This is a genomic window from Spiroplasma endosymbiont of Colias croceus (assembly GCF_964020095.1).
Lineage (GTDB): Bacteria > Bacillota_I > Bacilli_A > Mycoplasmatales > VBWQ01 > Spiroplasma_E.
Genome location: NZ_OZ026536.1, coordinates 916,385 through 939,557, shown reverse-complemented (window position 1 = coordinate 939,557; position 23,173 = coordinate 916,385). Strand labels below are relative to the sequence as shown.

The following is a 23,173-nucleotide window of genomic DNA, read 5'->3' as shown; positions in this document are numbered from 1 at the left end:
TAAAAAAACTAAGTTTAAATTAAGGAGAAATAATTATGAATAATTATTTACTTTCAATTGACCCAAGTATTAAAAATACTGGATTTACTTTATGAGAAAAAACAAAAAGAATTAGTGAATGTGAAGTTAATTATAATGAAATTGAATATGTATACAAATGAAAGCCAATATGAATGGGAAGTTTTAGTTTTAACAATAAAAAATTAGATTTTATTGATTTTCAAGGTGAAATATTTTTTCAGAGAAAAAGAGATGAAGATATAGATTTAATTATTGAACGTGGTACTTTTCATTCAAAAAATGGTATTGGTTATGAAACTCAAGAACATTTAAGAGGTTTTATTGCTGGACAATTTAATAAATTATTAACAAAAAATATGTTAATAAGTCCAAGTGAATGAAAAAAATGATATGTAAAAAATGATAAATATTGTTCTGCTATTACATTTGTAAATGGTATAAATTATAAATGAGATAAAAATGTTTCTTTATTTACGTGTGAAAATTTAATAGAAGAAAATAATTGAAATATAACAATATCAAATCATGATGAAGCAGATAGTTTATTAATTGGTTGATATTATTTAAATAAGGAGAATAAATAATGAGCAAAGAAAAAATAAAAGTTATTGAAGAATTGATTTATTTAGAAAAGAAAAAATTTATTCAAAATCCTACTATTTTAAATTATAAAAAAATGGAAAAAAATGTTGATGAATTAAAAAAAGTTAAATGAAATATTGAAATATTTGAAGGTATGAAAAAAAATATTATTTTTGAAGTAAATAAATATGAAATTTTTAATAAAATAATTAAAAATAATAAGGAAGTTAAATAATGCAAAAACAAAAAGAAGAAAAAGTATTATTAAAATGTATTGTTAAAGATTGTAATAGTAAAGTATTAGTTACTTTAAAAACTTTAAATGTAGAAGATAGTGTAGTTCAATTTTTTAATATGTGTTATTTTCATAAAAAACAATTTAAAAATAAAGTAAAAGAAATAAAAGAATATTATAAAAATAAGGAGTAAATAATGACTAAACGTGAATTTTTAATTAAATGAAAAGTAGATAAAGAAGTAGATATTAAATTACATTATGTTGGTAAAGCTAATTTAGTTTTAAAACATGAATATGAAAATGAATATGATGAAGAAAAATTTGATTTTGTAAAAAATGATATTGATAATTATATTGAATTATTAAATGATTATAAAAATATTGAATGAGATAATAATTAAATTATCTATATTTAATATAGAAAATATGATATAATTAATAAAGAGAAATTACTCATTCCTAAATAATTTCTCTTTTTTTATTTTTTTTAATTTATAATATTATTAACAAATAAAAAAATGGGAATGAGTTTTTATTTATGAGTAATAATATAAAAGAATATTGAATATTTATTGATGATAGTGGTAAATTATATGATAATAAAGAAAAATATTTAAATTTTAAAAAATGTTTTCGCGAATTACTAAAAGAAATTAATGGTGGAAAAGAAATAAAAGGTTCTAAATTTTGAAGTAGAACATCACATAAAAATAAAATCTTAAAATTATTAAGTGAACATAATATTAAAAGTTTTTCACTAATGATTAATATAAATAAACTTAAAAACAAATATAAAAATGATATTCAAACTGAAAGAATACTAAATATTTGTATTGCAATTTTATCTCAATATATTATTAATCAACTTAATTTATTAAATTGTAAAATATCATTATATATTGATGAACAAATTAGAAATCAATTTAATAAATTAAATGGAAAAAGTATTGAAAATTTTTTAAATTATAAATCTAATAATGATAAATATACTATTTTTTCACAATGAATTTTTAGAGAAAAAAATATAATATTTTATGTAAAAGATGATTGTAAATCACATTTATATAGTGGTATTATGGTAGCAGATAAAATAGCAAATGGAATTAATAGAATATATAATGATAAAAACAAAGAAGTTGAAAATTATTTAAAAATTCATAATATTAAAGTAAAAAAGAAATTTTGACCTAAATTTTTTGAAGAAATATTTTAATTTAAATGTGGTATAATTATATTATGTTAGTAGAGGCTTTTATGTAATCTGTGTATCTTTGTTTTACAAAGTACTAGTTTAGATTAATTCTATCTTCAAATTTTATCATAAAATGAGCAATTGCTGTATTTCAATTTTGAATGGGCATTGTTCATTTTTTTGTTATATTGTCAATTGCTAAATAAAATATTTTAAAAACTGACATATCGTTAGGAAAAACTTTTTTATTTCTGATAACTTTTCGTAATTGACTATTTACAGATTCAATAGCATTTGTTGTATAAATCACTCTTTTGATTTCTGTAGGATAACTAATAAAAACCATTAAATTATCTCAATTTTTATATCAAGATTTAGCAATTTGAGGATATTGTTTATTTCACTTATTTTCAAAGGATTCTAAAGCCTGCATTGCTTGTTCTTCACTACATGCAGTATAAATTGGTTTTAAATCTGCAACTAGAGATTTTCTATGCTTATATGAGACATATTTCAAACTATTTCTAATTTGATGAACTATGCATAATTGATGTTCTGTTTTAAGATAAACTGATTGTATTGCTTCTGACATGCCTGTTAAATTATCACTGCAGGCAATAAGAATATCATTTAAGCCACGATTTTTCATTTCTGTTAAATTTGCTAATCAAAATTTAGCACCTTCATTTTCACTAATTCATAAACCTAAAACATCTTTTTTACCTTCTAAATCAACTCCTAAAGCTATATAAACTGATTTATTAATAATCCTTTTATCTTGTCGTACTTTCACTACTATGCAATCAAAATAAACAATCGGATAGACACTTTCTAATGGTCGATTTTGCCATGCTTTTACATCATCAATAACATCATCAGTAATTTGACTAATAACACTTTCACTAATATCAGCACCATGATATAACTCTTGTAATTGCATTCTAATATCTGATAATGTCATACCTTTTGCATATAAAGAAAGAACTTGTTGATCAAAACCATCAAATCTTCTTTGTCTTTTTGCAACTATTATAGGATTAAAATTACTATTGCGATCTCGTGGTACATCAATCTCAATTTTACCTTGTTGAGTTATTATTTTTTTTGAACTTATACCATTACGAGCATTGTCACTATTACTATGTTGATTCTTATCATATCCTAAATAATTTTGCATCTCAGAATTCAACATTTTTTCTACTAATCTTTTTGTTAATTCTTTATACAATCCTCCCTCTTTAAAAACTGTTGTTAAATCTTCAGTATTTTCTAATAATAAATCTACTGCTTTTGATATTGGATCATTATTATTAATATTTTGCTTTTTAGCCATCTGTAACTCACTCTTTCTAGTCATTTAATTATATTTACTAGAATTAATTAAACATAGTTATTTTTGTAAGTTACACAGATTACTAAACATTACCTGTTAGTATGGTATTCATTTGAAATAATAATGAACTAAGTACATTAGTGTTGCCTTACTAATATTTTTTTATATAAAAAAAGTTACCTAAATGGTAACTTTTATATTAGGTGCCAACCTAATAATATAACAGTGAAAATTATATACTTATCTTTCTCTATAACCCTTGATAAGTATTACAATAAATTATACATTAATATTTAAGATTGTGGGGAAATATTATTTTGGTTAGATTTTATCTTATTTTTTGTAACTTTTAAAATTACTCAACCTATAAAAAAACCAATAGAAACCACAAATCATAAAGATAACATTTTAATTAAAAAATTCTTCCACTACTAAAATATTTAGTCATATCATCAGTAATAATACTTACATTATCATAAAATTTATCTCAATAAATTAATGTCCCTAAATAATAAATTGATATAATTAAATAAATAAAACTAATAACTATTAATCATGTTTTTTTTCTTTAAATTTTATTTTTTTTAAAATATTTTTCATATAATAGTACTCCATAAAAACATTTATCATAAACATAAATATTTTAACATATAAAATAATTTTTATCTTGAATTTAAAATTATTTTATAAATATTAGTTTTAATATTACTGATATATCTTTTTCCATGTGTATATATTAAATTGTTTTTTCAATCATTTATACATTCAATTTTACCTAAATTTGCCTGTAAATAAAAATTTCATTTTAGATTTTTATTATCAACAATACTCATCGCAATACATGAATTTGTTTCATAATTTTTATTTACTGTTCTTCCTAAACTTCCAAAATGTACTGATAGATTAAATTCATAACCAGTTAAATTATATGGCATTGAATTATTATTACTATAAGTATAAATATATGCTAATCCATTTTCATCATTATTATCATTTGGATGTAAAAATTCTTGTTTATATTCATTAATTGTTGGATTATTATTACTTAATATTAAATCTTTTAAATCAATAGTTTTACTTATATTTTGACTTTTTGCCGGTCTAAAAGTTTCCTTTGTAGAATATACTACTAATTTATTATCATGAGAATTTTTTATTTCTTCTTTTGTTTCAATAACATAATCGTAATAAATAGTTATTGATTTATAATATCTTTTTAAATCATTAAAAGACTTAATTAATAATGTAGGGTCTAATAAAGATTTTAAATCAACTTCATAATTACCTAATTTATTTGAATTATTAGTAAGTCAAACATTAAAATTAGGTTTATATGATACCGAACTTGTATCAATTAATGATACATCATTTGTTGTCATTTCTACTTTTAAATTTGGAATAATAATTATTGATTTTGCTATATTTTGTGGACTTGGTGGTAATATTTTTGCAGGATAACTAAATGTAGTTTCTTCAGTTTCTTCATATTCATCATGATTTAATTTATATAAAGTAGTTCAATTAAAAGCATTTCCAGTTAATGCACCCATATTATTATATCTAAACTGAGCAACTGATATTTCATTATAATCACCTTGATAAGTAAAAGGATTATCACTATAAAATGTATGTCTTTCTTCACCTTGATGTAATGATTGAGTTACAATTGTATCAATAATATAAGCATAATTTGAACCATCAATAACTCCATTACTTGTAGCATTTCATTCACAATTAGTATCTTCATTTGTAAAAGGACTTGCTATATCTAAAAACTCACTATCTTCAGCTAAAATATAAACTTTATTATTTTTCTTTTGTGATAAATCAACTGTACTTATTTGTTCTTTTTCTTTTAATTTTTGTCCATTTTCAGGATTTCATGGATAAACACTTACTCTATCACTTAATTTCATTGTCATAGCAGTTGTAGAAACATTTGCTCCTAATAATTTACCAATAGCAAAATCATTATCATTTGTAAAAGCATTTAAAGGAATTAAACCACCATTACCAATAATATTTTCTAAATTACTTGTAAAAAATGCACTCATAAAACCATTAAAATATAACATTTTTTTATATTGTTGAACATTTTGAGTAATAACTCAACTACTTCAAATACCTAATGTTAAAGCATTTAATAATTTACCAATTAAAGGAATATCACTTAAAGCAAAAGGTAATCATTGAGTACTATCATAAGGCATTTGTATTAATGGCGAAAATACAACACTATTAAAATTTAATATTCCTGACATATATTTTTGACTTATTTTTGAATAATCAACAGTTGGACTTCCTATAATTAAATGAGTATCTGGGTCTTTATATTTAAAATTATTTGACATATCTACATTATAATTACCTGTTAAATTATTTATATTTCATTCACTATCTCAAAAGAATTTTGCTTCTCCTACTGATGTACCATTACTTAATCTTGCTTTATCTTTATCAAATGCTAACATACCTTTAAAATCTTTTGTTACAAATAAATTTTCTTGAAAATTTAATGAAGTTTTTAATCATTCTGTAAAATTTTTAAAATTAGTAAATCCAGTTGGTTTAGCGTCCATAATATTATAAAATGTAGTTTCAGGATGACTACTTGTTGTTATTTTATCATTTATACCAGCAAGTAAACCACCATTATTTTTAATATCAGTTGTAGATTTTTCATTATTACCAGCAATAAATAATCTTCTTGAAGCAAATACTTTACTTTCAAATATTTCTTCATTATTTTGTTGAATAGGTTCTTGTCCTTGAATAATAGGTCTTCCATAATAATAACAACTTGATAATAATTCTAATCCATAACTTTGTCTATGACTATATCTTACTCCTATATCACGCATTAAAGTACGATTTAAAGTTACTTTTCCTTGTTGAATAGTAGGGAAAGCATAACCACTACCTGGGCTTGCATATTGTACAAAATCAAGTGTATTTTGACCAGTAGAAACTACTCTATCATTTAAACTACTAAAAGTTAATACTTGCATACTAAATGCACCATTATAAGGACTATAATAATTTGTTACATTTGAAATATATAATAATTGTCTATCTTGATTTTTACCACTATTACCACCAATATTTTCATTTTCATCATTAAATACTACAAAAAATTGTAAATAATCATCAATTGTAATATGTTCTTCAAACATTACTAAAGTATATTGTCTTTTTGTTTGTACTGTTTTAAATATTTGATTATTTGGTAAATTACTAAAATCAACACCACTTGTATCATCAATTAAATAAGCATTTCAATAATCACCAATTTTATATTGTTTTGTATAATATTGGTCTTGTGAAGACACTTTATGAGTTTTTTCATTAATTTTACCTTTATTTTTTTGATATATTTTTGTACTATTTTTTCAAATACATACAACTGGAGTAGTACCAGTTAATATTAATTCATATTGTCCAAAATCACTAATTTTACTATTAATTGGTTTATAACCAGTTTCAGTTAAAGGAATTGCTCCATTATTTATAACAAATGGAAATATTTTTCAATAACTACATCTCTTTATTAATTGTTGAGTTTGTTTTAATGCTAGATGTGCTTGTTTCATTAATTGAATTTTCATTGCGTTGCTTATTATCATTTGTATTATCTCCTAAATGTTTATTTAAAAATTTACTTTCTTCAATAATATGTTCTAATTTTTGTTTTACCATTAATGTATCAATATTTTCATATAAACTAATTGCTTCAATTACTGATAATGTACCATTATTTAATCTACTATTAATTAATTCATCTTGTACTAATTGGTCAACCATAGCAATTGGTATAAATTCAAAACTATAAGGTCTTTCACCTTTACCATTTCAATATACTTTTCCATTTTCATCTTTAGAAGAAGTTACTAACATATCAAACATTCTATATAAATAAGTTGTATAATGTGTTATTTTTACTTCTGTTGTTTGCATATCAAATTTATTATTCATTAATGTTTTAGTTTTATTTTCATAATTAATTCCATTAAATTCATCATAATCATAACCAGCACCATTAAATATTTGTTTTGCTGTACCATTATAATCAAGTCAATATTCACCAAATTTTGGATTACCTTGTACAATATCAACTCCACCATTACCACCTTTTACATAATTTGCAGTAGTAATATTTAAAAATGCGTCTTTAATAATTGATTGAAAATCATCACTTAAATTTAAAGCTTTAAATTTTTCATTATCAATAATTCCATAAAATCTAGTTAAATTTAATATTCTTTCTTTTCTTTTTTGTTTAATAATATGTTGTAAATCTCATATTAAATTTCATACTGGTGCACAATCTGGATATGCATTCATTTGTGTACTATTACCATAAAAATGAATTTGTGGTAAATTTGTAATTTCAACAATTGGTAAATAACCAAATGGATTTTTTAATTCATATTGTTGTTTTAATTGACTTTCTGATTTAATTTTTGATTTTGTACTACCTAATAAAATTTCTCTATTACCATTAAATATTTCAACTTTTACTTTTGAATTTTCTATTGTTACTCATGTTAAACTACCATTATCACTTTGTTCATTCATAAAAAATAATTCTGCTGATTGTTCTTGTTCATTAAATTTAGCAACACGTGACATAAAACTTGGACTTGGTAAAGTTAAACTTAATTCACCATTTTTAGTTAACATTCATATTAAAAAACATTTACCTAATAATGAATTTTGAATACCAAATTGATATAATTTTTCATTTCATTTATCTTTATCTTTTAATTTATTTAAAAAATTTAATAAGTCTTTATTTTCACTTTTAAATAATAAACCTTTACCTAATCATAACATTGTACTTTTATTTGCAATAATTCTAGGTATATCTAATTCTCAATTATCTTCATGTATACTAAAATATTCTGTTGGACTATAATTCATATTATCACTCCTTATTATTAATAAAACTATATTGTTTACCAAATTCAAATTTAGTTTTATTAATTAATAATTCATTATTTAATTGTTCAATTAATCATTTCATATCATTCATTAATGCATAACAATCACTATCTCAAGTATCATCATATAAATCTAACATTTTAGGTTCATTATTTGAATTTTCTATTTTAGATTTAGATAATCATTGAATTAAACTATATTGTCTTTTAGTTTCTGGACAATTATTTCAATCATAACTTAATATATTTTTAATTAATCCAGTAGTAGTAAAATCAATTCTATCTTTTAAATACATTACTGATTTATCTACTGGTTCAAAATTTAATCAATTCATATTTCTTTTATTTTTTTCTACATTTAAAACATCAATAAATGCTTGACCACCATTACCATAATCAACATAACAAGTAAAACCTTTAAACATAGCAAAATATTTTTGTGCTTCAATTAAATAATAATCAATAATACTATTTGCTAATTCATAAGTATTTTTAAAATACATTGCTGGTTGACCATTAATATTAGCATTACTATGATAAAATTCACTTACTTTATGTGCTCTTCTTCCATTATGATTTTCACCAATAAATCATAATGAAGCAGCAGTTGGATGACCACTACTACTTGTTGCCATACCTATATCTAATCCTCCAGTTATTTTAGAAACTTGAAAATCTAATTCAGTATTTACTTTATCTAAATATCTTGCAAATATAGCACCTTGTAAAACACTAGGTACACCATAATATCAAGATTGTGCTTTAATAGGGTCTAATACTTTTAATTCTTCTAAGTTATTAATTATATCTTGTGATAAGTTATGTTTATTTAATTTTCAATTTGAATAATGAAATAATTTAAATTTATTATTATCAAATACTGATTTTATTTGTTCATTTTTTACTTTCATTATTTCTAAATTAAAAGGTACACGTTCATTCATATAATTAATATGATATTGATATATATTATCTGGATTACAAGTTGTTATTTTAATTCTTTTTTTAGCATTACCAATAGCAAATGTTATTGCTTGAAATTCTGCTTGACTAAATTCATTTGCTTCTTCTTCTCATTCTATTGCTAAATCAAAACCTTTTATTTCTGCTCTAGAAAGACCTTTTAAAGGTATTCTATCATTACTATTACTATATACACCCATCACTCGTATAAATGATTTATTACCTTTAAATCTAAAATCTGCTTGTTTATTTGGATATTTTAAATTAAAGTCTACATAATCATTAAATCCAGCAGAAATAAATGCTTCATATATTTCTTTAACCATATCATTAATATCTTTATTTAATTTTCTAAATGCATAAATAGCAACTTTTTTATTTAATTTAATTGCTACTGCAAATAATACTGGTAATATCATTGCAACATTAAATGTTTTACTACTATATCGTGATCCACTAAAATTATATTCATCATGTGTAAAATCAGATTCACCTAATAATCAATAAACTATTTCATATATAAATGTAAATTCTTTATTCATAATATTATTCCTGTAATTCTTCTAATTTTAAAAGTTGGCCATATCTTGTAGGGTCACTAACAATAGCGATTGTATCATTTTGCATTTGTAAAGAAATTATTATTCTCTCATTAACTTTATCTCAATATAATGTTTGAACATCAGTATTCAACTCACCATATAAAAATTCTTTACACATAAAAGCAAATTTCTTATTACTTGATTGATTTTCAAAATTATAATAAATTTTATATTTAGTATTTGATTTAAAAGTATATTTAATATGATTTATATTTATTTTTGTTCCTACTTCTTTTCATTGTGGAATACTTGGAGTTGGTGTATTTTTTAATTCAATATCTCAAATATTTTCTTCTATTTCATTTGTAGTTAAACTACCAGACCTTATTTGTAATTTTGATTTAATATCAACTTTAATAGTATCTTGTAATTCTTCTAATGAAAATATATTCCCATATTGTTTATTTCCTCCAATAATAATTAATTGACTTTTTCTATTAACAGTTCCTAATTTAATAATTAATGAAGCATCTTCATTATCAATTTTACCTTTAACAAGCATATAATCTCCACCTATATGAGTAGAACTAGATTTAAATTCTATTTTTAGTTTTACACTTGTTTGATTAAAAGGTGGTTTATCTCATGTTATAAATGCTCTATAATATTTATTAAAACTAAGAGCAAAATCTTCTCATGTACGATTATCAAGACTTTTACCTATTATTTTTCAATTTTCTTTATCTTGTTTTTTATCAATATTAATTTTATTTTCATTAATAGCACCAACAATAGTTTTATTACTAGTTTCTAAAGTAGGAATTTCTTGACCAATAGCATTCATAGAAAAAGCAATTGGAAATTGTGATTTTGTATCTTCTAATTTTTTATCTACTTCTTCTTTTTTATAATAATCTGATAAATCTGCACTTCCACCAGTAGCACTAATAGTATTAGTTTTTTCATCAATCTTAATATTTTCACCAGCAGTTAATTTATTTTGTTTTTTATCTAATAAAGTATCAACATATACTTTATTTGTAGAATCAGTTTCAAAAGTAGGTGTACCAACATCAATAATTCTTTTATCATTAGCAGAAATACCTTTATCATCTTTTGAATTAATAAAATTAGGATTATCTTTATTAACTTCTCATAATGAATTACCACCAATAGCACTAATAACTTTCTTTTCTTGAGTTTCTTTACCATCAACTAATTTCATAGTATCATTACTAAAATATTTAGTAAATAATTCAAGTGTTGTTAAATTATCTATTGATTTAATACCCCTAGTATCAATATAAAGTACTGAACCCATAATATTTTTTGGATGACTAATAGTAATTTCAGTTCTAGGGTCTGATGATTTTAAATTAAGAGTTTGTAAATAAATTTCTCATGGATTTTGTTCACCACCATTACCCATAAATTTTTTAAATCAATTTTGTTTAGGTGAAACATTAAGATTAAAACCTTGCATAGTTGGATATTCATTTATTTCTTTTAAATAATTAAATACTTGTGGAACAATATAATAAGGTTCTTCTGGATTATTTTGTGAATAAGTAATACCACCTTGACCAATACTTGCTTGACCACGTGCATATTCAACACCTTTACCTAATAAAAAATTAACATAATTAGTAGTTGCTGTTTGTATATTATCAGTAAATTTTGTTGGATTTATTTCTGGTCATTTTTTTGAAATAGTAAAACCACTTAAAAAATCAATATTACTACTTGCAATTTCTATTGCATATCTAATTTCACTATCTGGTGTTGTAACTTCATCAAATAATGATTTATTAAATCTTTTTCAATTTTTAAATTCTTCAATTGTAATAAACATTAATGGGTCTTTAATAGCCATAATAATTTACTCCTTAATGTAAAATAAAGGGTATTTAAACCCTTTAAATTTTAAATTTAGTTACTTTTTTCTTATCTTTTTCAGATAATTCTTTCTTTTTAGATTTTTGTGCTATTACAAAATTATCTATTTGTTCTTGTTCTACATTAAAACTATCAAGTAATTTAGCAGTTGATGTAGTTTCTAATTGTAATTGAGAATTTATTTGTTTAATATTTGCTTTAATAAATTCTAATTCTTTATTATTTTTTAATTCTTTTGCTAAATTAGATTGTTTTGATTTTTTAATAAATTTTGATAAAAATAATAAAACAATAGTAACAATTACTCCACTAGCAACTGCTCCACTTAATACTGCTGATATTACTGTTGTAGATAAATTCATTTTTTATTCCTCCAATTGTATTTTATTTGAATGTTGTTTACATAAAAGACATTCTTTTTTATGTTTTTTAATTTCTTTATATTGATATATTAAATAAGGACTTGTAATTATTATTGGAATAGCTATTAATAAATATTTAATTAATTTTCCATAATTACCTAATTTAGTTATAAGATTTAATCCAATATGACCAAACATAGGAAATAAAGTTAATATTAAATGGTCAGGTCAAGTAAAATTATATTGATTAGTTTGATTATCAATAATTAAATTAGTTATTGGATGAGTATAATTACCTATTCCCATTGATATTGGTATTTTAGGTATTAATCAAGGTGTTATTGTAAAAAATAATGTTATAAACATACCAAGACTATGACTAGTTATTTTTAAAATATTTGATATTAAAATTTTAATTTTATCTATATGAGTACTATTTTTATTAAATCAAATCTTATTTAATCTTTTATATTCTTTATTATCTTTACTTAATGGATTAATAGTATTTCATATACCAATTGGTTTAATTGGTTTATCTAATTCAATAATAATTACCACCTACTTTCATGTTTTATAAAAATTAGAATTTTGTTTAATTTTTATATATTTTCTTGTATGTAAAGAATTTTTTAATAATTGTTTTCTTTCATATCTTCATTGTGTACTTCCAATTTCATTTTTAGATAAAGTTTTATATTCTTTTAATTTAAAAAAACCTTTTTCTAATCTATTAATAAAATGCATAGTTTTTTGAACATTAATATTATTTGGATAAATTACACTAGTATCTTGTGAACCATAATATTTACCTTTTTTAGCTAATTCACTTTTAACATATTTTCTTAATTGACTTGGTAATCATTTTCTATTTCAAAATTTTCAAAATATTGTTCCAGCACCAGAACCATTTTTACCTTTTGCTTGTGTCATTAATATTCATATTTCTTGTGGAAATATTGGATAAGTATATGGACCATATCATATTTGTCTTTTATCATTATCACTTTGAAATAATGTTGTTAAAGTTCCAATTTTTAAATTTTTATTATCAACAATAAATCTACCTTTTTTAAATCATGAACTTGATAATACTTCTCATGCATTATTTGGTATTTCTTCTTCATTTTCTTTAAATAAATTATCAAATTTATTTACATAATTTTTAACAGTTCTAATTTCTGTTGGTATAATAGAATTTTTAAAACTATTTATTGGATTTTTAAATTTATTAATTTCATTTTGTAATATAGATAATTCACTTGGTTTTAATATACTTGTTAATTTTTTAAGTATAGACATATTCCGTAATTAAATTTTTTAAAAGTCAATTAATAATTTTAAAATTTATTTTATAATTTTGTTATTAACAATAAATTTAGAAAAGTGTTGATAAAAATGATTTTTGAAAATTTAAAAAAATTAAAAAATGAAGAATTTTATAGATATTTTGGTATAAAACGTTTTCATTTTAATGAAATGTTAGAAAAATTAATTGAAATAGAAAAATTAGAAAAAAATAAAGGTCGAAAAAATAAACTTTCAGTAGAAGAAAGATTAATGATGACTTTATTATACTGAAAAGAATATTATACTTTTTTTCAAATGAGTATTAAATCTAAAATGAGCCCATCAAGTTGTTTTCGAAATATTACTTGAGTAGAAAATAAACTTAGTAACCACAAAGATTACCAATTTTTAAAAGAAAGATATAAATTAAAAATTGATAAAAAACAAGAAAATTCAAATGAATTTCAATTTTATTTAATTGATTCAACTGAGATTGAAATTGAAAGACCAACTAAAAAAAACTACAGTTAGAATATTTTTCTGGTAAAAGTTGAATGTATTCTATAAAATTTCAAATTGTATATGATTTTTTTAATAAAAAAATTGTTGATATTTTTGCTGATAATGGTAAAGTGCATGATTTTCAAATATTAAAAAATTCAAATCTTGAATTTTCAGAAAAAACAATAATTATTGGTGATTTAGGATATCAAGGTATACAAAATATTTATAAAAATACAATAATACCAATTAAAAGAACTAAAAATAAAAAATTAACTAAACAAGAAAGAAAATACAATAAGATTGTATCTAAAATTAGAATTAAAGTTGAACATGTCTTTGCTTGATTGAAAAGATTCAAAATTTTAGTAAATAAATGTAGAAAATCTAAATTTAGACTTATGTACTTAAGATTTAACTTACTTTGGGTAATGTTTAGTAATCTGTGTAACTTACAAAAATAACTATGTTTAATTAATTCTAGTAAATATAATTAATTTTCTAGAAAGAGTGAGTTACAGATGGCTAAAAAGCAAAATATTAATAATAATGATCCAATATCAAAAGCAGTAGATTTATTATTAGAAAATACTGAAGATTTAACAACAGTTTTTAAAGAGGGAGGATTGTATAAAGAATTAACAAAAAGATTAGTAGAAAAAATGTTGAATTCTGAGATGCAAAATTATTTGGGATATGAAAAGAATCAACATAGTAATAGTGACAATGCTCGTAATGGTATAAGTTCAAAAAAAATAATAACTCAACAAGGTAAAATTGAGATTGATGTACCACGAGATCGCAATAGTAATTTTAATCCTATAATAGTTGCAAAAAGACAAAGAAGATTTGATGGTTTTGATCAACAAGTTCTTTCTTTATATGCAAAAGGTATGACATTATCAGATATTAGAATGCAATTACAAGAGTTATATCATGGTGCTGATATTAGTGAAAGTGTTATTAGTCAAATTACTGATGATGTTATTGATGATGTAAAAGCATGGCAAAATCGACCATTAGAAAGTGTCTATCCGATTGTTTATTTTGATTGCATAGTAGTGAAAGTACGACAAGATAAAAGGATTATTAATAAATCAGTTTATATAGCTTTAGGAGTTGATTTAGAAGGTAAAAAAGATGTTTTAGGTTTATGAATTAGTGAAAATGAAGGTGCTAAATTTTGATTAGCAAATTTAACAGAAATGAAAAATCGTGGCTTAAATGATATTCTGATTGCTTGTAGTGATAATTTAACAGGCATGTCAGAAGCAATACAATCAGTTTATCTTAAAACAGAACATCAATTATGCATAGTTCATCAAATTAGAAATAGTTTGAAATATGTCTCATATAAGCATAGAAAATCTCTAGTTGCAGATTTAAAACCAATTTATACTGCATGTAGTGAAGAACAAGCAATGCAGGCTTTAGAATCCTTTGAAAATAAGTGAAATAAACAATATCCTCAAATTGCTAAATCTTGATATAAAAATTGAGATAATTTAATGGTTTTTATTAGTTATCCTACAGAAATCAAAAGAGTTATTTATACAACAAATGCTATTGAATCTGTAAATAGTCAATTACGAAAAGTTATCAGAAATAAAAAAGTTTTTCCTAATGATATGGCAGTTTTTAAAATATTTTATTTAGCAATTGAAAATATAACAAAAAAATGAACAATGCCCATTCAAAATTGAAATACAGCAATTGCTCATTTTATGATAAAATTTGAAGATAGAATTAATCTAAACTAGTACTTTGTAAAACAAAGATACACAGATTACATAAAAGCCTCTTACTTTGTGAAATTTTTAATAAAATAAAACCATTAAAATAAAAAAAATATTAAAAATATTTTTTTAAAATTTAAATTTTTATCGAGTTAATATAAAAATATTATTAACAATTTTTTGTTTAAAATGTAAACTCATTTTTTAAACTATTTTTTCAAAAAATATTTATTTCTATATTCAATAACACTAAATAGTTTTAAAACAATTTTATTGACAATTAATTAAATTTAATTACGGAATATGTCCTATATTTGGATTAAAAACACTATATGGTTGATGTATTTCTTTTTCACTAATATTTTCACTATCAAATACTGCTTTTAATGATTGATTTTTATAATAAGTTTTTAAAGCATTTATTAATGCTAATTTAATATCATTACTTACTAAAGCATTATATATTCATTCAATAATTAAAGGATTCATTATAAACTCATGTGATTATAATCTCAATTTAATGAAGCATTATCCTGATTTAATTGTACTTCGCTCATATTATCACTACCATATTGACTAGTTGTCTCACTATTAATTGAAAATCTATTATCATTAATTAATCTTGCAGTTTCATTATTAAATGGTGTTTCTTGCATTTCTTCAATATGATTTGTAGTTTCCATAGGTAGTAAATTATGAATAATTTCAGAAGCACCAGCAATTATGGTAGGTACTGCATAAGCATTATTAAAATCGTTATTAATACCCATTGCTACACCACTACTAATCAAACATCCACCAGTTGCCATATTACAAATTTTTCTTATTGCTTCAAATCTTATTAGGTATTAACTCAGTTAATCCACTAATAAGATTTGATATACCATAAGCATTTAAACTAATATATGTATCTCAATCCATTAAATGATTATCAGTGCTATTATTACTAAATAATAAATCATCTGGAAAAGGATTAACTGGTGTTGTACTTGGAAATGGATTAGGAGTTGGATTAGGATTAATATTTATATTAGTAAATTTAGCATAATTAACTAAACCAATTGTTCCTAATCCTAATGCTATTTTTTTAGAACTATTAATTAATTTAGTTTTTGTACTTGGCATTTGATTTAAACTTCATATATCTAAACCTAATTTTTTACCAAATAATAAACTATTAATTGAACCTAATACTGGATTTCCTATAAGTTGACCATAATAAGCGCTTGTACCAATCATTGCTGATAATGGACTAATTGAAGAACGAATTATTTTTAATAAAGTATAATTATTTGATTGTACAATGGTGTCATTTGGCATTTTCATTAACTCCTTTTACATTAGTTTGTTTTTCTATTTTAATTATTACTTTACCTTCACAATGTATATTATCTCCTACACATATAGCATAACTATCATGTACATCACTAACAATAAAATAATCATTTCTTAATTTAGGATATTCATCTAATAAAATTGCTCTAATATCATTACTAGTAGTTAAATCTTCTGGTTTTGGTGAATAAATAGTAATATGTGCTTTTTCATTAAAATATTTATAAATATATTCCATAATTATTTTTTAGAAAATTTTAATTCTTTTTCTTCAATATAATCTTTATCATTACCAGTCATAGTAGCACTTATTGATGTAATATTACTAAATGTTGCTTTACCTTTTTCATAACCATTATTACCAGCATTTATTATTGCAGTTTCTAATTCATCATTAGTTGGTGTATCACCAGCCCTTTTAATTTTTCCTAAATTTTTAAAATAAATTAAATCATTTAAACTAATTCTAAAATCATCAAAATCAGCAATTTTAAATGTTACTGGTGCTTTTTCTCTTTCTTCTGGAGTTAATTTAATTCAATTAGTTCAACAACGTTTTTGTGCTTCTTTAATTTCATCAACAGTTGGCATTTTTTCCATAATAATAAATGATAATCAACCACGAATTGCTGTTGTTATACCATAAAGTGCTTTACCTAATGTTTTTTGATTTAATGTATTATTATCAATTAAATTTACTATTTTTTGAAAACTATTAGGTTGTGCAAATGCATTTTTATGTACAAAAACTCCTAATACTTTTTTTAAATCAAATGTTTTTTCTAAATGTAAACCAGTTTTAGTATCTTTAACCATATCTTTATTTAAAAACATATGTTTATATAAATACATACCAAATACTGATTGTTTATATAATTGACCACTTGCTACAGTATCAGCAGCAATTTGACCATAATTTAATCTTAAATATGCTTTTGTTAATTGTAACATTGGAGTAAATCCTAATGCACCAATAAAATCACTTACATTTGTACCAATTTCAGTTTCAGTTATATTTCCTAATAATTCATTCATTTTATCACCAATTTGATAAAATGCTGATTTTGCTGTATCTTCTGTCATTTCTAACATATTAATAGGAATTACTTGTGATTTAGCAATACAATAATCTTTAATACCTTGTAAAAAAATACATTCTTGAATAAATAAATAATTTCTTAATGCACTTTCTGCTCATATTGATAACATATTTGCTTTTAATGGAATTGGACTTGACATAAATCTATTCATATCAAAATCTTCAGTTCTTCAATCAATAACTAATATTTGGTCTAAAATAACACTAGTTGTTCTTAATGTTGTTCATTGTTTATTTGTTCCAACTTCAACATCATATTTTGAACCTCAACGTAAACGTTCAGCAATACGATAATATGCTTCTACTGCTCCAGGTATTTCACTTATTTGTTCTGCAACTGCACTTGCTTTTAAAAACATCATACTTTCATCATTATAAAGTATACCTTTTACTTGTGCTTCCATAGCAGTTAACATTGCTTTATTTCCATTATTAGCACCAGTAATTAAACCAGTTGGAACTTGTGGAATAGCCATAATATCTCTCCTTTTGAGAAATATTTAATTATTTACTAAATAAAAATTCTAAAAATTTAATCATTTCTTGTTTAGTTTTTGCACCAACAACTTCTGTATTTTTTAATAATTCTTCATTTTTAGATGTAATATTATTATCTAATTCAAAAAGTGTTTTTGGATTAAAAAACTCTTGTTTAGATTCTTCATTTTTAATAATTTCTTGTTTTTTAATTTCTTTATTATGTAAATTATTATTAAATATTTCTGCATAATCTTCTTTTATTTTATTTAAAGCAGAATGTTTATCAAGTTCTTTATATTCAGTATTAATTAATGATTTAACTATTTTTAATTGTTTATCATTAAAACCATTAAATAATTCTTTTTCTTGATATTCATTAACTTTATTTTCATATTCTTTTAATTTTGTTTCATATTCATTTATTTTTGGTTCTAATTCAGTTTTAGTATTTTTATAAACAAAATTTCGGTGTTGTTCTAATAAATTTTCTAATTCTTCATTAGTATAATTTTTATTTTTATCTCAGTTAAAGTTTTCCATATTTAACTCCTAAACTCAAAGAATGGCTACTGTTTCCTTAATATTAATTATATCATTTTTATCCTTTAAAATAAAGAAAAAAACCTATATTTATTATAGGTTTCTAATCATTATTTTCTATTTTTCTTGGTTCACAAATATTAATAATTATATTACTTTGTATGTTATTATCTTCTTCATTAATATCAAATTCATTAGGATGAGATTTTAATCAATGAGTATAAATTAACTCTGGTTTTATTAATGCTTTTTCTAACATATGAGTCGAAATAATACTACGTGCTTTATCATAACTTTTTAAAAAATTACGTTGTCATGGATTACTTCTGCGTCGGCAATCAAATATAAATTTTCTATCAATTCCAAGTGCATTATTTAATCCTTGTGGTGTTAATTTTTTATTTTTAGTTCTTAAATAATTACTAATTGTAACATCATAATTTCCTAATTCTTTTCTTTGTTTTGGCATATTATCACCTTTAAATCATTATTATCATTAAATATATTATAACATTTACTACTATTCTTATATATAATCATTTGTAATTAAAAGAAAGGATTAATGCCTATGATTTTACTATCTGAAAAACTTGATAACTATCAACATAAAATAAATCATGAAAAACAAATGTTATTAGATTATGATAATAAAATATTAAAATATGATAATGATTGATTTTTAAATCAATATGATAGAAGTAAATATAAAGTAATAAAACGTAGAAAACATTTAATAAAAAGTGAATTTGGAATATCTTATTTACCATTAAGAACATTTAAAAATAAATTAACAAATGAAATTATAACTCCAACAAGAACATATATTGATATTGATAAATATAAAAATTATACAAATTGAGTTAATAAATTAATAATATTAAATGCAGATTTAAATAATATTACATATCCTATAATTAAACATAATTTAAAAATAGATATATCTTTATCAACTATTTGTAGAAGAGTAAAGAAAACTATTATATTTGTTCAAGAATTACCACAAGAAAAAATAAAAATATTACCAACTGATTATATTTATATTCAATCAGATGAATCTTATAATAATTTAATTGATAATAAGAAAAAAATAAAATTTAGGCATAGAACAGTAAGTATTAGTACTGGTTTTGATTTAAATAAATCTACTGATAATAGACATGTTTTAGAAAATAAATATATTTTTGTTATTTCAACTAGAAAAGGTCAAAGAATTACTAAAAAAGAATTTGCTAAATCTATAATAACTAATTTAGATAATATTTTTATTGGTTATACTAATGAAAATTTAAAATTAACTGGTGATGGTGCAACTTATCTTAAATCTACTGCTAATTATTTAAAAATTGATTATGCTGTAGATAAATGACATCCATTACAAAAATTAAAACAAGTATTTATTGTAGGAAAAGGTAAAAGAACAAAAGAAAATAATAAAAAATTAAATTATGCTTATTATAAATTATTTTTAAATGGTAATTATTATAAATTATTAGATTATTTAAAAGAAAATAATGCTGATGAAAAAATATATGAATATTTTAAAAATAATAAAAAAGGTATTGAAAATCAAAATGCTATTTGAAATATTGGTTGTAGTGCTGAAAGTGATGTTTATCATTTAATAAAATCAATATCTAATAATAATGCAAAAATTTATTCAAAAGAAGCATTTTTTAATTTATTAAAATTAAAACAAGCAAGAATTAATAAATTAAAAGTGTTTGTTTAAATTTATAAAATTTAATAAATCTAAACCTAAATAGTTAGGAATTTTTATTTTATAAAATTTAATAAAATCTATATTAAGACTTGACATTAACCCTATTTAGGGTTATAATTTTTATAAAAATTAATAATTTATTTTATCTTTTATTTAAAGAAAATTAAATTATATCCACATTTGAAATACGTTCATAACAAATTGCTTTACTATTTTTATCTCTTAAAAAATATTTTCTTGTTTTTATATCATCAGTATTAAAGAATAAATAATCAAATTTATGTTGTTTACATGTTCAACAAAAATACTTTTTCATTATGAGTTGAAAGTTCCTTATAAGAAGTAACTATATAATTAATTGGTAAATCATCATGTTTATATGGATTATTTATTTTAAAACCTTTTCTGTTTTCTTCTCACGTAATGTTATATTTAAAACAAGGATTAGTAATTTTAGTTTTGTTATCAGTTATTTCACCCATAAATCAACTATTATGCTGTTCATAAAATGTTAATGGTTCAAGTTTTATATCATTAAGATAATATTCTTTTGGAGTCGTTGGTTTATTAACAGTTATTTTTTGCTCAGAAATATATGGTTCTAATAATTTTACTAATTCATTACCATTTAATTCTCTTTTAACATTAGACATATTCCGTAATTAAATTTTTTAAAAGTCAATTAATAATTTTAAAATTTATTTTATAATTTTGTTATTAACAATAAATTTAGAAAAGTGTTGATAAAAATGATTTTTGAAAATTTAAAAAAATTAAAAAATGAAGAATTTTATAGATATTTTGGTATAAAACGTTTTCATTTTAATGAAATGTTAGAAAAATTAATTGAAATAGAAAAATTAGAAAAAAATAAAGGTCGAAAAAATAAACTTTCAGTAGAAGAAAGATTAATGATGACTTTATTATACTGAAAAGAATATTATACTTTTTTTCAAATGAGTATTAAATCTAAAATGAGCCCATCAAGTTGTTTTCGAAATATTACTTGAGTAGAAAATAAACTTAGTAACCACAAAGATTACCAATTTTTAAAAGAAAGATATAAATTAAAAATTGATAAAAAACAAGAAAATTCAAATGAATTTCAATTTTATTTAATTGATTCAACTGAGATTGAAATTGAAAGACCAACTAAAAAAAACTACAGTTAGAATATTTTTCTGGTAAAAGTTGAATGTATTCTATAAAATTTCAAATTGTATATGATTTTTTTAATAAAAAAATTGTTGATATTTTTGCTGATAATGGTAAAGTGCATGATTTTCAAATATTAAAAAATTCAAATCTTGAATTTTCAGAAAAAACAATAATTATTGGTGATTTAGGATATCAAGGTATAAAAAATATTTATAAAAATACAATAATACCAATTAAAAGAACTAAAAATAAAAAATTAACTAAACAAGAAAGAAAATACAATAAGATTGTATCTAAAATTAGAATTAAAGTTGAACATGTCTTTGCTTGATTGAAAAGATTCAAAATTTTAGTAAATAAATGTAGAAAATCTAAATTTAGACTTATGTACTTAAGATTTAACTTACTTTGTGAAATTTTTAATAAAATAAAACCATTAAAATAAAAAAAATATTAAAAATATTTTTTTAAAATTTAAATTTTTATCGAGTTAATATAAAAATATTATTAACAATTTTTTGTTTAAAATGTAAACTCATTTTTTAAACTATTTTTTCAAAAAATATTTATTTCTATATTCAATAACACTAAATAGTTTTAAAACAATTTTATTGACAATTAATTAAATTTAATTACGGAATATGTCCATTGTCTAAATTAAAAACTCAATATGTGTAACTGTTATCAACAATAAAAGAATTATTTTTAATCATCCATTTTGGAAGTGATAATTTATATTCAACATAATCAATAAGAATAGATTGTGGTTTATCTTTAACAATTTGTTCTTTTTTTAAATTCTATTTGCATATTAATCTGCACATCAATCACAAACATATCCATATGGATTTTTATAATCCAAATGTTCTTCTATATCATAATCATCTTCATATTTTTTAATATCATGTTGTTCTGCTTCTAATTCTGTTTTAAAGCGATAAAGCATATTCATTTTGTCATCTTCATATAATTCATTACATTCAACACATCTTTTTCTTCTTTTTTTAATTTTATTATCAATCTTTCTTAGTGCTTCATAATCAAGAATTTCTATTGCCATAATAATCCTTTCATAATATGTCCTGTTGCTTTCTAGCATAAAGGACATATATTTTAATTTTTATATTATTAATACTATTCGTTTTATTCATTCCAGAAATTCTGGGCTCAAAAATAAATTATGAAATTTTAAAAAACATTGAGGCATTCGATTCAATATTTATTTAATTTGTGTTAAACAAATTAATA

Annotated in this window: 28 protein-coding genes; 11 read left to right on the top strand and 17 right to left on the bottom strand. The window is 21.4% G+C overall.

Annotation, left to right across the window (positions count from 1 at the left end; all coding sequences use genetic code 4):
• The first annotated feature begins 35 nt into the window (after positions 1-35).
• The 5 genes from AACL24_RS05785 to AACL24_RS05765 all read left to right on the top strand — a co-directional run bounded on the left by AACL24_RS05785 (position 36) and on the right by AACL24_RS05765 (position 2,054).
• Positions 36-605: a hypothetical protein gene (locus AACL24_RS05785; RefSeq protein WP_339046459.1), complete on the top strand. Its 570-nt coding sequence runs from the start codon at positions 36-38 to the stop codon at positions 603-605.
• Entirely contained in the window at positions 605-838 is a 234-nt protein-coding gene (locus AACL24_RS05780; protein WP_339046461.1) for a hypothetical protein, read from the top strand. Before AACL24_RS05785 ends, AACL24_RS05780 begins: the two co-directional genes overlap by 1 nt.
• The gene (locus tag AACL24_RS05775) at positions 838-1,032 is read left to right on the top strand and encodes a hypothetical protein (RefSeq protein WP_339046856.1); all 195 of its coding nucleotides are present in this window, start codon (positions 838-840) and stop codon (positions 1,030-1,032) included. The genes AACL24_RS05780 and AACL24_RS05775 overlap by 1 nt, the downstream gene beginning before the upstream one ends.
• A 3-nt stretch (positions 1,033-1,035) precedes the next feature.
• Positions 1,036-1,242 carry a hypothetical protein gene (locus AACL24_RS05770; RefSeq protein ID WP_339046855.1) on the top strand — a complete coding sequence of 69 codons (207 nt, stop codon included), beginning with the start codon at positions 1,036-1,038 and terminating at the stop codon, positions 1,240-1,242.
• 137 nt (positions 1,243-1,379) lie between these two features.
• Positions 1,380-2,054, top strand: coding sequence for a hypothetical protein (locus AACL24_RS05765; RefSeq protein WP_339049172.1), 675 nt, complete (start codon positions 1,380-1,382; stop codon positions 2,052-2,054).
• Between the two features lie 73 nt (positions 2,055-2,127).
• On the opposite strand, the gene AACL24_RS05760 is transcribed toward AACL24_RS05765, so the two are convergent.
• The 8 genes from AACL24_RS05760 to AACL24_RS05725 all read right to left on the bottom strand — a co-directional run bounded on the left by AACL24_RS05760 (position 2,128) and on the right by AACL24_RS05725 (position 13,368).
• On the bottom strand, positions 2,128-3,366 hold the full coding sequence (locus tag AACL24_RS05760; RefSeq protein ID WP_339048583.1) for an IS256 family transposase: 1,239 nt from the start codon (positions 3,364-3,366) through the stop codon (positions 2,128-2,130).
• A 662-nt stretch (positions 3,367-4,028) separates the two neighbouring features.
• Entirely contained in the window at positions 4,029-6,989 is a 2,961-nt protein-coding gene (locus tag AACL24_RS05755) for a hypothetical protein (RefSeq protein WP_339049171.1), read from the bottom strand.
• Positions 6,901-8,286, bottom strand: coding sequence for a hypothetical protein (locus tag AACL24_RS05750; protein WP_339049170.1), 1,386 nt, complete (start codon positions 8,284-8,286; stop codon positions 6,901-6,903). Before AACL24_RS05750 ends, AACL24_RS05755 begins: the two co-directional genes overlap by 89 nt.
• 1 nt (position 8,287) lies before the next feature.
• A complete protein-coding gene (locus AACL24_RS05745; protein ID WP_339049169.1) occupies positions 8,288-9,811 on the bottom strand; it encodes a hypothetical protein in 1,524 nt (507 codons plus the stop codon).
• 4 nt (positions 9,812-9,815) lie between these two features.
• On the bottom strand, positions 9,816-11,684 hold the full coding sequence (locus tag AACL24_RS05740) for a hypothetical protein (RefSeq protein WP_339049168.1): 1,869 nt from the start codon (positions 11,682-11,684) through the stop codon (positions 9,816-9,818).
• Positions 11,685-11,727: 43 nt separating this feature from the next.
• On the bottom strand, positions 11,728-12,069 hold the full coding sequence (locus AACL24_RS05735; RefSeq protein ID WP_174480417.1) for a hypothetical protein: 342 nt from the start codon (positions 12,067-12,069) through the stop codon (positions 11,728-11,730).
• Positions 12,070-12,072: 3 nt separating this feature from the next.
• A complete protein-coding gene (locus tag AACL24_RS05730) occupies positions 12,073-12,627 on the bottom strand; it encodes a hypothetical protein (protein WP_339049167.1) in 555 nt (184 codons plus the stop codon).
• Positions 12,628-13,368 carry a hypothetical protein gene (locus AACL24_RS05725; RefSeq protein WP_339049166.1) on the bottom strand — a complete coding sequence of 247 codons (741 nt, stop codon included), beginning with the start codon at positions 13,366-13,368 and terminating at the stop codon, positions 12,628-12,630.
• A 96-nt stretch (positions 13,369-13,464) separates the two neighbouring features.
• On the opposite strand from AACL24_RS05725, the gene AACL24_RS05720 reads away from it, so the two are divergent.
• From AACL24_RS05720 to AACL24_RS05710, 3 genes are read left to right on the top strand one after another with little or no spacing between them, the layout of a single operon-like run.
• Entirely contained in the window at positions 13,465-13,887 is a 423-nt protein-coding gene (locus tag AACL24_RS05720; protein ID WP_339045912.1) for a transposase family protein, read from the top strand.
• Between the two features lie 23 nt (positions 13,888-13,910).
• Positions 13,911-14,321, top strand: coding sequence for a transposase family protein (locus AACL24_RS05715; RefSeq protein ID WP_339049165.1), 411 nt, complete (start codon positions 13,911-13,913; stop codon positions 14,319-14,321).
• Between the two features lie 57 nt (positions 14,322-14,378).
• Positions 14,379-15,617: an IS256 family transposase gene (locus tag AACL24_RS05710; protein WP_339046650.1), complete on the top strand. Its 1,239-nt coding sequence runs from the start codon at positions 14,379-14,381 to the stop codon at positions 15,615-15,617.
• Between the two features lie 270 nt (positions 15,618-15,887).
• Here the strand turns inward: AACL24_RS05710 and AACL24_RS05705 are convergent, their stop codons facing one another.
• The 7 genes from AACL24_RS05705 to AACL24_RS05675 form a co-directional block, all read right to left on the bottom strand.
• Entirely contained in the window at positions 15,888-16,082 is a 195-nt protein-coding gene (locus AACL24_RS05705) for a hypothetical protein (protein ID WP_339049164.1), read from the bottom strand.
• Positions 16,082-16,402, bottom strand: a complete 321-nt coding sequence (locus tag AACL24_RS05700) for a hypothetical protein (RefSeq protein WP_339049163.1) — start codon at positions 16,400-16,402, stop codon at positions 16,082-16,084. Before AACL24_RS05700 ends, AACL24_RS05705 begins: the two co-directional genes overlap by 1 nt.
• Before the next feature lies 1 nt (position 16,403).
• Positions 16,404-16,913 (bottom strand): hypothetical protein, encoded by a 510-nt coding sequence (locus AACL24_RS05695; protein ID WP_339049162.1) that lies wholly within the window; start codon positions 16,911-16,913, stop codon positions 16,404-16,406.
• A complete protein-coding gene (locus AACL24_RS05690) occupies positions 16,882-17,166 on the bottom strand; it encodes a hypothetical protein (RefSeq protein ID WP_339046845.1) in 285 nt (94 codons plus the stop codon). Before AACL24_RS05690 ends, AACL24_RS05695 begins: the two co-directional genes overlap by 32 nt.
• A 2-nt stretch (positions 17,167-17,168) precedes the next feature.
• On the bottom strand, positions 17,169-18,503 hold the full coding sequence (locus AACL24_RS05685; RefSeq protein WP_339049161.1) for a hypothetical protein: 1,335 nt from the start codon (positions 18,501-18,503) through the stop codon (positions 17,169-17,171).
• Between the two features lie 28 nt (positions 18,504-18,531).
• Complete coding sequence (locus AACL24_RS05680; protein WP_339046843.1) at positions 18,532-19,047, bottom strand: hypothetical protein; 516 nt, start codon at positions 19,045-19,047, stop codon at positions 18,532-18,534.
• 103 nt (positions 19,048-19,150) lie between these two features.
• Positions 19,151-19,516, bottom strand: a complete 366-nt coding sequence (locus tag AACL24_RS05675) for a hypothetical protein (RefSeq protein ID WP_339049160.1) — start codon at positions 19,514-19,516, stop codon at positions 19,151-19,153.
• Between the two features lie 99 nt (positions 19,517-19,615).
• Between AACL24_RS05675 and AACL24_RS05670 the strand changes: the two genes are divergently transcribed.
• Positions 19,616-20,776 carry an Mbov_0401 family ICE element transposase-like protein gene (locus AACL24_RS05670; RefSeq protein WP_339049159.1) on the top strand — a complete coding sequence of 387 codons (1,161 nt, stop codon included), beginning with the start codon at positions 19,616-19,618 and terminating at the stop codon, positions 20,774-20,776.
• A 278-nt stretch (positions 20,777-21,054) separates the two neighbouring features.
• Here AACL24_RS05670 and AACL24_RS05665 read toward each other — a convergent pair whose 3' ends face one another.
• A complete protein-coding gene (locus AACL24_RS05665; RefSeq protein ID WP_339049158.1) occupies positions 21,055-21,420 on the bottom strand; it encodes a hypothetical protein in 366 nt (121 codons plus the stop codon).
• 96 nt (positions 21,421-21,516) lie between these two features.
• Between AACL24_RS05665 and AACL24_RS05660 the strand changes: the two genes are divergently transcribed.
• Both AACL24_RS05660 and AACL24_RS05655 read left to right on the top strand, forming a co-directional pair.
• Positions 21,517-21,939 carry a transposase family protein gene (locus tag AACL24_RS05660; RefSeq protein WP_339045912.1) on the top strand — a complete coding sequence of 141 codons (423 nt, stop codon included), beginning with the start codon at positions 21,517-21,519 and terminating at the stop codon, positions 21,937-21,939.
• A 23-nt stretch (positions 21,940-21,962) separates the two neighbouring features.
• Positions 21,963-22,370, top strand: coding sequence for a transposase family protein (locus tag AACL24_RS05655; RefSeq protein WP_339046616.1), 408 nt, complete (start codon positions 21,963-21,965; stop codon positions 22,368-22,370).
• Positions 22,371-22,736: 366 nt separating this feature from the next.
• Here AACL24_RS05655 and AACL24_RS05650 read toward each other — a convergent pair whose 3' ends face one another.
• Complete coding sequence (locus AACL24_RS05650; RefSeq protein WP_339046891.1) at positions 22,737-22,985, bottom strand: hypothetical protein; 249 nt, start codon at positions 22,983-22,985, stop codon at positions 22,737-22,739.
• Positions 22,986-23,173: the final 188 nt, after the last annotated feature.